Here is a 13,123-nt window from a genome sequence, read left to right as displayed (position 1 = left end):
GGCTTTTTTGTGGATCACTTGTCGGTTTAACTAGACCACCATGGCTGAGATACCAAAATGTAAATAACCCAAATTTAGATAACCCAAACTCTTCAAAATAAGCTGTATTCATACCTATTAGTCATGCTAATAATAGTGCAGGATTATGGTTTTAGAGTGTTTAATATTTTCAACAAACTGTAAATAATTATACCTTTTCGGCTAGTTTTTATGATGACCTAGGTGTAGGATGAGACAGTTATATTTTGCAATGTACATATAAAGGAAGTGCTATGTCTGCTACACCTCATACTAGTTCATATTACGCCGCATCGGCCAACGATAAAGTTGAACGCCCTCGTCTAGAATCTGTTATAGAAACAGATGTTTGTATTGTTGGCGCAGGTTATACAGGCTTATCAGCGGGGCTTCATCTTTTAGAAAGTGGCATGAGGGTAGTTATCCTTGAGGCCGCCAGAATTGGCTGGGGTGCATCAGGTCGAAATGGCGGTCAAATTGTTAACTCTTTTAGCCGTGACATAGACAGTATTGAAAAAGTGGTTGGCAAAGAGCAAGGCAAACTTTTTGGTGAAATGGCATTTGAAGGTGGGCGTATCATTCGTGAACGCATTGCCAAATATAATATTGATTGTGATTTAAAGAATGGTGGCGTTTTCGCGGCTATGAATAAAAAACAAATGGGCCATTTACGGTCACAAAAAGACTTGTGGGAAGCCCATGGACATAATCAACAACTTGAAATTTTAGATCATGATGCTATTCGTAAAGTGGTTGATTCGGACCTATACGTTGGCGGCTTATTAGATAAAAGTGGCGGCCATATTCACCCTTTGAATTTAGCATTAGGTGAAGCCCGTGCGGTTGAATCTTTAGGTGGATTAATTTTTGAAGACTCTGCTGTTATTAATATTGACGATGGTGCATCACCGGTTGTGCATACAGCGCAAGGTCAAGTTAAATGTAAGTTCGTAGTTGTTGCTGGTAATGCCTATTTAGGTAAGTTGCTGCCTGAATTACACGCTAAGTCTATGCCATGTGGTACTCAAGTAGTGACTACAGCGCCCTTATCTGATGAGATGGCTGCCAGTATTTTACCGCAGGATTATTGTGTCGAAGATTGTAACTATTTACTCGACTACTACCGTTTAACCGGAGATAAACGTCTAATATTCGGTGGTGGCGTGGTATATGGCGCGCGTGATCCCGCCAATATCAAAGCGCTTATAGAACCTAAGCTGCTGAAAACATTCCCCCAACTTAAAGGGATTAAAATTGATTATGCTTGGACAGGTAATTTCTTAATGACCTTGTCGCGTTTGCCACAAGTTGGCCGTATTGGCCACAATATTTATTACTCTCAAGGCTGTAGCGGCCATGGTGTGACATACACACATCTTGCGGGAAAATTGATCGCAGAAATGCTAAATGGCCAAGCAACTCGCTTTGATGCATTTGCGGCATTACCTCATTATCCGTTCCCTGGTGGACACGCCTTAAGAGTGCCTTTTAGTGCTATTGGTGCCTGGTATTACACTATGCGCGATAAGTTTGGCGTATAAGTTTTGGTATTTAGATTAAGGAGATCATCATGGTATTGAATGACCCAAGTTTATTACAACAGCAATGCTATATCGATGGCCAATGGGTCAGTGCAAACTCTGGTGATACCATTGCGATAGCAAACCCGGCCAATCACGACATTATCGGCCATGTACCTGTAATGGGCGCGGCCGAGACATCGGCTGCCATCGATGCGGCAAATAAAGCATTACCTGCCTGGCGTGCACTAACGGCTAAAGAGCGCAGCAGCAAATTGCGTCGTTGGTTTGAGTTATTAATTGAAAACGCTGATGATCTTGCGTTGCTGATGACAACCGAGCAGGGCAAGCCGTTAGCCGAAGCAAAAGGCGAAGTTACTTATGCAGCGTCATTTATTGAATGGTTTGCTGAAGAAGCTAAGCGCATTTATGGTGATACTATTCCTGGCCATCAAGCTGATAAAAGACTGACAGTTATCAAGCAACCTGTGGGTGTAACTGCGGCAATTACGCCTTGGAATTTCCCCGCTGCTATGATTACCCGAAAGGCAGCACCGGCATTAGCTGCTGGTTGTACTATGGTGGTTAAACCTGCGGAGCAAACTCCCTTTACGGCATTAGCATTAGCTGAACTAAGCCGCCGGGCCGGTATTCCTGCTGGGGTATTTAGTGTGGTGACAGGCAATGCTATTGAAATTGGCAATACCCTGTGTGAAAGCCCTATTGTGCGAAAATTATCATTTACAGGTTCAACTGGGGTTGGCATCAAGCTTATGGCGCAATGTGCGCCTACGCTTAAAAAGTTATCATTAGAATTAGGCGGTAATGCGCCATTTATTGTGTTTGATGATGCCGACATAGATGCCGCAGTCGAAGGTGCAATGATTGCTAAATATCGCAATGCTGGCCAAACCTGTGTGTGTGCTAACCGTATCTATGTGCAAGCGGGAGTGTATGACACTTTCATCCAAAAGTTTGCCGATGCTGTCGCCAAATTGAAAGTAGGTCATGGCACTGAACAAGGTGTCACCATTGGACCACTGATTAATGCCAATGCTGTAGCAAAAGTGCAAAGTCATTTAGATGATGCGTTAGCAAAAGGTGCCAGTGTGGTTACCGGTGGCAACCCCCACGCATTAGGCGGTTTCTTTTTTGAGCCCACTATAGTGCGTGATGTCAATAAAACCATGTTAGTTGCCCGCGAAGAAACCTTTGGTCCTTTAGCGCCAATCTTCAAGTTTGATAGTGTAGACGATGTAATTAATCAGGCCAACGATACTGAGTTTGGTTTAGCAGCCTATTTTTATGGCCGTGATATTTCATTGGTTTATAAAGTGGCAGAAGCACTAGAGTACGGCATGGTTGGTGTTAATACTGGACTTATTTCGACAGAAGTTGCGCCATTTGGCGGAATAAAATCTTCAGGTTTAGGCCGTGAAGGGTCAAAATTTGGCATCGAGGAATACCTCGAAATGAAATATATCTGTATGTCTTTGTAAGGGTATAGGCAATGAATAAAACAAATGAACAATTAATGGCTCGTCGCCAGGCAGCTGTTGCGCAAGGCGTAAGTCAAATTCATCCGCTTTTCATAGAGCGCGCTGAAAATGCTACCGTTTGGGATGTTGAAGGGCGTGAATATATCGATTTTGCAGGCGGTATTGCGGTGCTTAACACTGGCCACTTACACCCAAAAGTAAAAGCAGCGGTTCAAGCGCAGTTAGATGATTTTTCCCATACTTGTTTTATGGTGCTAGCGTATGAAAGCTACGTAGAAGTGTGTGAGAAATTAAATCAGTTAGTGCCAGGTGACTTTGCTAAAAAAACAGCGTTATTTACTAGCGGCTCTGAAGCGGTCGAAAACGCGGTTAAAGTTGCCCGCGCTTACACAAAGCGTGCAGGCGTTATTGCTTTTACCTCAGGTTATCATGGCCGTACCATCGCGGCATTGGCATTGACCGGTAAAGTAGCCCCTTACAGCAAAGGCATGGGACTGATGTCTGCTAACGTGTTTAGGGCTGAGTTTCCGTGTGAGTTACATGGTGTGTCTGAAGATGCCGCAATGGCTTCAATTGAGCGTATTTTTAAAAATGATGCTGAGCCGAGTGACATTGCCGCCATTATTTTAGAGCCTGTACAAGGTGAGGGTGGCTTTTATGCCGCCACGCCAAGCTTTATGAAGCGTTTACGTGAATTGTGCGATACCCACGGCATAATGCTTATTGCTGATGAAGTGCAAACTGGTGCTGGTCGTACCGGAACCTTTTTTGCCATGGAGCAAATGGGTGTAGCTGCTGACATTACCACTTTTGCTAAATCGATAGCGGGTGGCTTCCCGCTATCTGGTATCACTGGCCGCGCTGAAGTGATGGACGCTATTACTGCCGGTGGCTTAGGCGGTACTTATGGTGGCAGCCCACTGGCTTGTGCAGCAGCTTTGGCGGTGATTGAAGTATTTGAGCAAGAAAAGCTACTTGAGCGAGCCAACACTTTAGGCAAACACATTAAAGCCTCAATAACCACTATGCAAAGTAAGTACAACCAAATTGCTGAAGTGCGTGGCTTAGGTGCGATGATTGCCATTGAATTGATGGAAAATGGTCAGCCCGCACCACAATACTGTCCCAAAGTGCTATTGGAAGCGCGTAACCGCGGATTAATTTTACTATCTTGCGGCACCTACGGAAATGTCCTGCGAGTATTAGTGCCTTTAACGGCGCCTGATGCACAAGTTGATGCGGGTTTAGCGATTATGGATGAAGTCTTTAACGTTGTTTTTAATGGCTAAATATAATTAACGTCCCAATACGTTAAGTACAAAGTGAGCCCTATTGAGAAATAGGGCTTTTTGTTAGCTTTTATCGGCATTTTTACTATTTTTTCGTCCTATTATTAGAATCTCGACTAAACTTAAAGTCGTATGTGAAATTTTTGACATACCTATAAAGACATAATAAGAAAGTGGAGTAACAATATGAAGGCATTGCCTGTCAAAACGAAATTACTTTGGATCACATCAGGGTTGTTTTTGCTTATCGTGCTGACATTATCACTAAGCTTATGGTGGGGATTAAGCGACAAAAATAAAATTTTAGCGCAAGAGATGGATACCACGTTACAACAAGAAATAAATCAAAAGCTATCCGCTAGGGCCGCTGAATATGGTCAACAAATTGCTGGGTTTATAAATGAGGCTTACCGTATCCCTTATTCTTTTTCTGGAATGGTTGAATATACGTCTGTTCAGGATCCCCTTGCTCGTTCAAAGTTGGCAGACTTGCTGATAGCTAATTTACGCAAAAATGCTCAAATATCATCTATGTATGCTCAATTTGAATCCAATGGTTATGATGGACGTGATAGTGAATATTTAAATGGCTTTAGTCATAGCGTTCCTGACAATGGTAGCTTAGAACTTTATTACACTCGCAATGATGATGGCACGGTTGAACATCAACAAGTTGAAGATGCTGCCGAAAAGTATGTCGCGACATTAAATGAATTTGGGATCAGGGAAGCAGAATGGTATCTGTGTGTTAAAGATACTAAAAAGCCTTGTTTGATGGAGCCTTACCTGTATGAGATATCTCCAGGTAATAATGCGTTAATGACTTCCCTTACCGTTCCTGTTGTAGTGAATAATCAATTTAAAGGTATGGTTGGAGTAGATGTTAATTTACCTATATTTCAAAAGCTTATTGAAAAATTGTCTCAAAGCCTTTATCAGGGTACTGCAAAAGTCACCTTATTAAGTGAGCGAGGACTTGTGGTTGCAGCAAGTCATTATAATAAAATGGCTCGGCCTTTTGCTGAATCAGTCTCTCCTCAAAAAGCGTCTGAATTAATGGAACTTCATAAAAATAATAAAATTTATAGTGATGATGACATCATCGCAGTGGCATTCCCCATTTTAATTCCACTCGCCAATGCCACCTGGTCATTGGTTATTGAAGTGCCAAAAGAACAAGCCTTTGCTGCTATCACTAAAATGGATACAGCCATGGATGACATGGCGACTTCATTAGGCAGTTTATTGTTAGTTTTAGGCGTAATTGTGTCAGTAGTCGCAATCGGTGTAATTAGTATTGTTATCCGCAGCATTATTTCACCACTGAATATGATCCAGCAAAGGGTAGAGAATTTAGGCAGTGCAGAAGGGGATTTAACTCAATCACTTCATGTAGATTCTCATGCTGAGCTGATAGCACTAGCCAAAGGTTTTAACTTATTTATTACCAAATTGAGGGATTTGATTATTGGTCTTAAAGGTTTGGCCGATCGTTCGCAATCAGAAAGTCAAAAATCAGCCAAGATTGCTCAATTAACCCGTGAGAGTGTAAATCGCCAATATGCGGAAATTGACAGTGTTGTTACGGCAGTAAACCAGATGAGTGCCGCAGCATTAGAAGTGGCCAAAGCCTCTGAACAAACTGCGCATGAAACTGAGTCGATGACCAAAAATGTCAAAGAAGGCGAGAAGCGCTTAACTCAAGCCATGGGTTATGTAAATGACATGTCTATAGAATCTGCTCAAGCACAAAAGGCCGTAGAGTTAGTCTCTCAAAGCAGTGGCAACATTAGCGGTATTTTAGAGGTGATTAGCTCTATTGCAGATCAAACTAATTTACTGGCGTTAAATGCGGCTATTGAGGCAGCAAGGGCGGGTGAGCAAGGGCGAGGTTTTGCCGTTGTAGCCGATGAGGTCAGAGCATTAGCATCTAAAACCCAAAATTCAACCAATCAAATCACTAAATTGATTGATGCACTTCAATCAGAAGTGGTCAACGCTTCAAAAATTATCGATAAGGGGGCTAAAGGCGCTCAGTTAGCCGTTGAGCAAACTGAAATGGCATTATCATCGCTTAATGCCATAGTGGTTCAAATTAATGAGGTGTCGTCCCAGGTGACCCATATTGCCACTGCAGCAGAAGAGCAAAGTATGGTCACAGAAGAAGTGAGCCGCAATATTACTGGCATATCTGATTCCGCAGCAGAATTATCACAGCTTGCTGATCAAGCGCAGCAAAGCAGTCATTCGCTTGCTGAGTTAGTACAACAACAGCACACCGAACTTGGTCGATTGAAAACGTAAACGATGACACCTATTGTCGGTTATAAGTTTTATGTTGTCATTATGGATAGAAGATTGAGCGCAAATATCTGATTTTCTATAAATGACACCAGCCTGAATATGTCACTCGTTTAAGCCCCAAAGCTTGTTAGCTTTGAGGCTTTTTTTCTAAGAAAAATCTAAATTATTCTTATACTTAAAAGCACTCAATGATTAATTCAATATAATCTATTACCTGCTGATGATTTTTACACATCAATACTTAAGACTCGCTGTGAACCTATTCATGGAGTCAAGATGAAAATGTCCTCAGTCAACAAAAATGTGAATAGTTTGACTTTAGGTGGCTAAGAAAAGATGAGAAGCCAATAATAAATGTATTGCCTAGTGCATGACATTGAAAAGTTAAGATAAAGCAGGTGTTAATATACTATTCGGAGTCATTCATGGCTGGATTTCCCTCAGCAAATGTTTTAAAGGTCGTCATACTTACTAAAATTCATCGCGAAAGGTATTGTTAATAAAATAGAGGTTTTAATTGAATAATTTAACAAAGTCAGTTAATTTATTTTTAAATAAATTTTTTTAAAAAAAACATCTACTTATATCAATTGGTTGGTTTAATGAACACCTTATACCCGTTGAGAATGAACACAGTAATATTTTAACTACAACTACGGAAGTACAAGACTATGATAACCTTAAAGATAAAGGGAAAACTTACCGCTACGATATTTTCGGCGTTGCTTGCATTCAATGTTTTTGCTGTCCAACCAACTGCGTTTGAACCATCTGTTGGCCAACTTCACGCCTACAAAGCTTACCACCATGCAGAATACTTGAAAGCAACCGCTATGCAAGCGGGTGGCACGAACACCTTGTTGCACACTCGCCAATTGCCCACTGAAGGCGCAGACCCCGTGGTTACGCCCAGCTTAGACCACCTTTACACCAAAGCAGTTATCGATACAACTAAGGGCCCTGTGTACTTAGACATGCCAGTTGTTGAAGGGCGTTACTTCTCGATGGAAATTCATGATCAGGAACACTACGCCACATTCTACAAGTTGCGTCCATCCGGTAAATTTGTGTTTGCTCATTATAAAGACACAACAGAATTCCCAGCTGATGTCACTGTCATCAGAAATCGCGGTCATTACCCACACCTATTTATTCGCACCCAATTGTTTGATACCGCCGATTTGCCAACTAATCACGCCATTCAAGATCAAATAAAACTTACCGGCCTTGTTGGTAAAGTTGACTACGACAATGCAATCAAGTGGACTTTGGCGACGCATGATGTATACCCACAGAACAAGGGCGTGATGGATGACCAATTGACCTATAACGCTGAAACACATACCAAAATGTTCAAATATATCTCTGATTATTCTGCGTCCGTAAAAAGTAGCGCAGGCATGTTTGAGGCAATTGACGACCCTGATGGTTCAAATGATCCAAAGGTCCGTGCTTCGGGTATTATCGGGCACCTTGGATTACCAATCAAAATAGCTGTGTACGGCGCTAGCTTTGTTGATTGTGAGAACACGCCACTTAATGGCGATAAAGACTTCACCATCACCATGAACTACACACCTGAAGTGAGCGAATTCTGGTCAGTCACCCGATATAGCGGTTTGACGCGCAACACGATTGCCGATCACAACGACATCTTCAACGCTTATAACACTAAGCCTGATGGCAATGGCAACATCACCATCACGTTCTCACCTAAAGAGCCTAAAAACTTACCCGTGGGTCATTACTGGATGTACGTTAATGCGGGTGAGCCTTACTACTTTGTTAGCCGTTACTACCACCCAACAGTTGATGCAGACACCCTGTTAAAACACAACGATTTGTGTAAGAAATAAACAATTTGATGCAGGCCGCCTAGGATAGGCGGCCTGTTTTATTTTTGAGTTATCTATTAAACAGCAATAAGCAAATTTACAAGCCCAACGCATACTAAAGGGTACGACGATGAAAACTACAAAGACAAAAAGTAAGCTGGCCACCACGATATTTTCTGGGCTATTTGCAGCCATTATGGCTTCAAGTGTTTATGCACAGGATTTTCATCAAGGTTATCCTGCAAACACTAAATCAGTTCAGAACCTCTATGACGAAATGGACATGCAGCGAGCAACACAGGCTTATATGTGGTCATTCCCTGCTGTGTCCTTCCAGTCTATGTATGAGGGTTCTAAAGCGGAAGGTCTCAATTACGGCGATATGATCATCGCCGATGATTATGCCAATTCCAACAGCCTGTTTCTTACCGCTAATACCACCACCATTTACGCGCAGTCCAACTTCACGCTAAAGGATGGTCCTGTTGTTATTGATGTACCCAACGCACGCTTCGTAGGGATGGTTGATGACTACTGGCAACGGTCATTGACCGATATTGGTTTGGCTGGACCGGACAAAGGCAAGGGTGCGAAATATTTTTTTGTGCCGCCAGCTTATACCGGTGAAATTCCGAGTGAAGGTTACATCGTTATCAAGGCAACCCAAAATAGCCACAATTTCATGATTCGTGGTTTGGTGGATAATGGTGATGTTGCTGCTGCAGTAGCGTCGATGAAAAAAACAAAAGTTTATCCTTATGCTGAACGCGCAAATCCAAAGCCCAATAGTTTCGTCTCGCTAACCGATGCAAAAATCGATACGCTCCCACATGTTGGCCTTGAGTATTGGCAACGTCTGTCGAACTTCATCAATGACAACCCTGTTGAAGAACGCGATCGTTTCTTTATGGCATCATTGAAATTTCTCGGCATTGAAAAGGGTAAACCTTTCAACCCAGATGCAAGACAGAAAAAGATTTTGATGGAAGGTGCACAACTTGGCGATGCTATGGCACGTGCCACCCTGTTTGCACCTCGTATTGAAGGTGCTCAAGTTTGGGAAGGCCGTTCATGGAAGTGGGCTGTGTTACTCAAACCTGATCAGCGCGGTGAAAACTACGAACAGATTGATGAGCGTTTGCATTGGTTCTATGGCGCAATATATATGACGCCAGCGATGGCCTTGCGTGGGCCAGGCCCTGGTTCGCAATACATCCAGACCTTTGTTGACAGTAAACACAACTGGTTGGATGGTGCGAATAACTACAAGCTGACTATTCCAGCGAATGTACCAGCCAAAGATTTTTGGTCGATTACGTTGTACGATTCTGAAACTCGCTCGCTGGTTCAAAACAAGAGTACCCAACCGGCAGTTTCATCTTATGACAAACTGAAGGTCAATGCAGACGGTTCAGTTGACTTGTACTTTGCCCCCAAGGCGCCAAAAGGTTTTGAAAGCAACTGGATTGAAACACTGCCTAAAAAAGGGTTCTTTGTCTGGCTCCGTGCTTATCATCCGACCGAAGGTCTCTTTGACGGTTCATGGAAGTTATCAGATGTAGAAAGGGTAAAATAAGTATATTGCGATTAGCAAGCAGTTGCAGCGGACGGGGTTCACGCCCCGCCACTGAACCGGACCGTTAGGCTTACAGCCAACAACTGAAGAAGTAAAGTGATGAAAATGAAAAATAAAGCTATTTTTGCATTCGCTACGTTTAGTGTTACGCAAACTTTATGCTTACCGGCTTTTGCCGATGAGGCTGATGATTTAGCTAAAAAACTCGCCAATCCAGTGGCGGCATTAATCAGTGTACCGATCCAAGCCAATTTTGATGAAAATATTGGCGCCAATGAACAGGGCTCAGTGTTGCGCATCAACATTCAACCTGTGATCCCGGTATCAATAAGTGAAGACTGGAATCTTATCTCTCGTACTATTTTGCCGGTCATTAAACAGAGCGATATTCCTGTTGCAGGGGCGGGGGAATCCGGTCTGGGCGATGTATTGCAAAGCGTTTTCTTCTCACCCAAACAGCCATCTGCCAGTGGTTTAATCTGGGGTGTTGGACCGGTACTGCTGTTAGATACCGCGTCTGACGCTGCATTAGGCGGCGAAAAGTGGGGCGCTGGGCCAACTGGTGTGGTACTTAAGCAGGATGGAGCTTGGACTTATGGGGTGTTGGCTAACCATGTAACCTCCTTTGCTGGAGAAGATAGCCGTAGTGATATAAATGCAACCTATGTGAATCCCTTTGTTAGTTTTATTACGCAGAGCAAAACGACCTACGGATTCAATATTGAGCACACCTATGACTGGGAAGCTAAAGAGCCCACCACGCTGGTGAACTTGACAGCCAACCAGTTATTTAAAGTGGGCGATCAGCTATTACAGGTAGGTGGTGGTTTTCGTTACTGGACGGCGACGCCAGATAACGGCCCGCATGACTTAGGGTTTCGCCTACAATTAACGCTGCTATTTCCAAAGTAGTATATAAAATGTATATTTTTAAGCCGTAAAAAAGCCTATTCCTATAGCATAAAGCATATCATTTAATCTGGGCTCGGCACTTGCCAAGCCCAGCAAGCAGTGCATTGCACAAATACTTAAATGTTATTTTGCCAAAAAACCATAGTGAACTATGCTCGGACTGTACTATTCTGTGTCGATATTTTTATTCAAATAGTTTTTAATTCATCTGCTTATTTGTTGTAGTTCGAGCCATAAGGTCCATCAAAAAAGCTCAAGCGTAACAAGAGCCGTTGGTTAAACTCGACTTTGCTACACACTTAACCCACTATGCTTTTCTGCTTCTATTGACGCTTATCTTGTCACTATAGTGAGCAAAATATGAGTACAGAGTGTTAACACCTTGTCGCCTAGCCATTTCTGTTTCCAAATGAGTTAACTGACGCCTAAAGTACCTCTTTGGGCTGTGGAGACAATCCTAATTTAATTGCTATCATGATAATTAAATTAGCCTTATGGTCAGCATTTGTTTATGCTCCTTTTTTGCCTCATGCTTTGCTTGTTATGACTGAATTCATTGCCCCACCTTGTCTTGATAACATTGAAATACTGTTTCAAGATGAACACCTATTATTAATTAATAAACCTTCAGGTTTATTAAGTTTGTCTGGTAAAAATCCGCTTAATATCGACTCGGTTCACTATCGTTTAGTGAAAGACTATCCAGGTTGTACTTTGGTGCATCGTTTGGATTTTGGTACCTCAGGTATCATGCTGGTGGCATTAAATAAACAGATTAATGGACTGTTAACTCAGCAATTTCAAAACGGTTTAGTCGATAAAACCTATACAGCGTTATTATTGGGAGAGATGCCGAGTCATCAAGGGGATATTAAGCTGCCGATCGCCAAAGATGATTTTCCATTAATGAAAATTTGCCATGTAAGTGGAAAAGCGGCTCATAGTCACTATCAAGTTATTGACTCTGAACACATAACTGGTGGTCAGCAAGTGACAAAAGTGACTTTTACACCAATAACAGGTCGAACCCATCAACTGCGCATACACAGTCAGCAAATAGGGCATCCAATTATTGGCTGCGATCTCTACCCTATTGGTCAATCACAATCTTTGGCTAGTAGGCTAATGTTACATGCTACCTCGCTTTCTTTCATCCACCCAGTCAGTGGCGAGCGAATGAATACTCAATGTATTAGCCCTTTTTAACCCTTTTGCTTTAATTGAACTCAACTCCCGTTTTATTACTGATTCAAGAGGGTTTCTATTGCATCTTGGTACTAAATAATTATTCAAGCAGAAATAAAACTGGTGCATAATAAACGCTCAAATAAAAAATGTTTGATTCTGAGTTGCATAGGGAAAGTATATGATTGGTTCGCCGCTAGATTATTTAGCGTTATTCACTTTTTTGATTAGCTGGATTGGTTACACTCGATTTTCAAAACATAAAGCTAAAACCGCCAATTGTATCGCCAGAGTGATGCATCAACAGCGTATTCATTGGATGACGCAAGTGATTGCAAAGGAGATTCGGGTGGGGGAAGCATCGTTATTAGCTAACCTGGAGCGCAACATAGCCTTTTTTGCTTCGACGACATTGCTTATTCTTGCCGGTGTATTAACGCTATTTTCGCAAGTTGAAAAGCTTGAAATGGTAATTGGTTCTATTCCTTTTTCTGTTTCGCCTAATCATGCTTTGGTGCAAGTTAAGCTTGCCTTACTTGCGGGTATTTTCGTGTTGGCATTTTTCCAGTTTACCTGGTCGATGCGCCAGTATGGTTTTGTTAACGTAATGATTGGCGCTGCACCATTGGATAAAACGGGGACTGATATCAACATGCTCGGTTATGCAAGGCAAATGGCAGTGGTACAAGATCAAGCAGCCCATTCGTACAACTACGGCCTACGGTCTTACTATTTCGCTATGGCGGCTTTGTGTTGGTTCCTGCATCCGTTAGCGTTTATTTTTGCTAATTTATTTGTGGTTTATACCCTTTATCAACGTGAGTTTAATTCCCGCGCGGTTCAAGCTATTACCCTTGCTCAAGCACATTTAGAAAAAGACCCTGCATATAGAATGAATGAATAAAGCTAAGTGATAACCCTTTTAACACACAAAAGCCCATTTCAAATGGGCTTTTTATATTCTATTGATGGTAATTAAACAGGT

At 42.2% G+C, this 13,123-nt stretch carries 9 protein-coding genes; all 9 read left to right on the top strand.

Going from position 1 to position 13,123, the window contains the following annotated elements; all coding sequences use genetic code 11:
- Positions 1–272 precede the first annotated feature (272 nt).
- The 9 genes from ACRWQM_RS13465 to ACRWQM_RS13425 all read left to right on the top strand — a co-directional run bounded on the left by ACRWQM_RS13465 (position 273) and on the right by ACRWQM_RS13425 (position 13,042).
- A complete protein-coding gene (locus ACRWQM_RS13465; protein WP_434928524.1) occupies positions 273–1,559 on the top strand; it encodes an NAD(P)/FAD-dependent oxidoreductase in 1,287 nt (428 codons plus the stop codon).
- Positions 1,560–1,588: 29 nt separating this feature from the next.
- On the top strand, positions 1,589–3,037 hold the full coding sequence (gene gabD / locus ACRWQM_RS13460; protein WP_434930305.1) for an NADP-dependent succinate-semialdehyde dehydrogenase: 1,449 nt from the start codon (positions 1,589–1,591) through the stop codon (positions 3,035–3,037).
- Positions 3,038–3,048: 11 nt separating this feature from the next.
- Positions 3,049–4,326 (top strand): 4-aminobutyrate--2-oxoglutarate transaminase, encoded by a 1,278-nt coding sequence (gabT, locus tag ACRWQM_RS13455; RefSeq protein ID WP_434930304.1) that lies wholly within the window; start codon positions 3,049–3,051, stop codon positions 4,324–4,326.
- Positions 4,327–4,512: 186 nt separating this feature from the next.
- Positions 4,513–6,630 (top strand): methyl-accepting chemotaxis protein, encoded by a 2,118-nt coding sequence (locus ACRWQM_RS13450; protein ID WP_434930303.1) that lies wholly within the window; start codon positions 4,513–4,515, stop codon positions 6,628–6,630.
- Positions 6,631–7,301: 671 nt separating this feature from the next.
- On the top strand, positions 7,302–8,486 hold the full coding sequence (locus ACRWQM_RS13445) for a DUF1254 domain-containing protein (RefSeq protein WP_434930302.1): 1,185 nt from the start codon (positions 7,302–7,304) through the stop codon (positions 8,484–8,486).
- A gap of 109 nt (positions 8,487–8,595) precedes the next feature.
- Positions 8,596–10,041 (top strand): DUF1254 domain-containing protein, encoded by a 1,446-nt coding sequence (locus tag ACRWQM_RS13440; protein WP_434930301.1) that lies wholly within the window; start codon positions 8,596–8,598, stop codon positions 10,039–10,041.
- A 105-nt stretch (positions 10,042–10,146) separates the two neighbouring features.
- Positions 10,147–10,953: a transporter gene (locus ACRWQM_RS13435; protein ID WP_434930300.1), complete on the top strand. Its 807-nt coding sequence runs from the start codon at positions 10,147–10,149 to the stop codon at positions 10,951–10,953.
- A gap of 543 nt (positions 10,954–11,496) precedes the next feature.
- Entirely contained in the window at positions 11,497–12,159 is a 663-nt protein-coding gene (locus ACRWQM_RS13430) for an RluA family pseudouridine synthase (RefSeq protein ID WP_434930299.1), read from the top strand.
- Positions 12,160–12,319: 160 nt separating this feature from the next.
- Complete coding sequence (locus ACRWQM_RS13425; protein ID WP_434928528.1) at positions 12,320–13,042, top strand: DUF599 domain-containing protein; 723 nt, start codon at positions 12,320–12,322, stop codon at positions 13,040–13,042.
- The last annotated feature ends 81 nt before the right edge of the window (positions 13,043–13,123 follow it).

It is taken from the genome of Shewanella sp. HL-SH5, assembly GCF_051163755.1.
GTDB classification, from domain to species: Bacteria; Pseudomonadota; Gammaproteobacteria; order Enterobacterales; family Shewanellaceae; genus Shewanella; species Shewanella glacialimarina.
This window is presented reverse-complemented; position numbering and strand designations above follow the sequence as displayed.

Bases quoted from the DNA above. Each gene is read 5' to 3' on its own strand.
- ACRWQM_RS13465 (WP_434928524.1), top strand. From the start codon at position 273: ATGTCTGCTACACCTCATACTAGTTCATATTACGCCGCATCGGCCAAC.
- gabD (WP_434930305.1), top strand. From the start codon at position 1,589: ATGGTATTGAATGACCCAAGTTTATTACAACAGCAATGCTATATCGAT.
- gabT (WP_434930304.1), top strand. From the start codon at position 3,049: ATGAATAAAACAAATGAACAATTAATGGCTCGTCGCCAGGCAGCTGTT.
- ACRWQM_RS13450 (WP_434930303.1), top strand. From the start codon at position 4,513: ATGAAGGCATTGCCTGTCAAAACGAAATTACTTTGGATCACATCAGGG.
- ACRWQM_RS13445 (WP_434930302.1), top strand. From the start codon at position 7,302: ATGATAACCTTAAAGATAAAGGGAAAACTTACCGCTACGATATTTTCG.
- ACRWQM_RS13440 (WP_434930301.1), top strand. From the start codon at position 8,596: ATGAAAACTACAAAGACAAAAAGTAAGCTGGCCACCACGATATTTTCT.
- ACRWQM_RS13435 (WP_434930300.1), top strand. From the start codon at position 10,147: ATGAAAAATAAAGCTATTTTTGCATTCGCTACGTTTAGTGTTACGCAA.
- ACRWQM_RS13430 (WP_434930299.1), top strand. From the start codon at position 11,497: ATGACTGAATTCATTGCCCCACCTTGTCTTGATAACATTGAAATACTG.
- ACRWQM_RS13425 (WP_434928528.1), top strand. From the start codon at position 12,320: ATGATTGGTTCGCCGCTAGATTATTTAGCGTTATTCACTTTTTTGATT.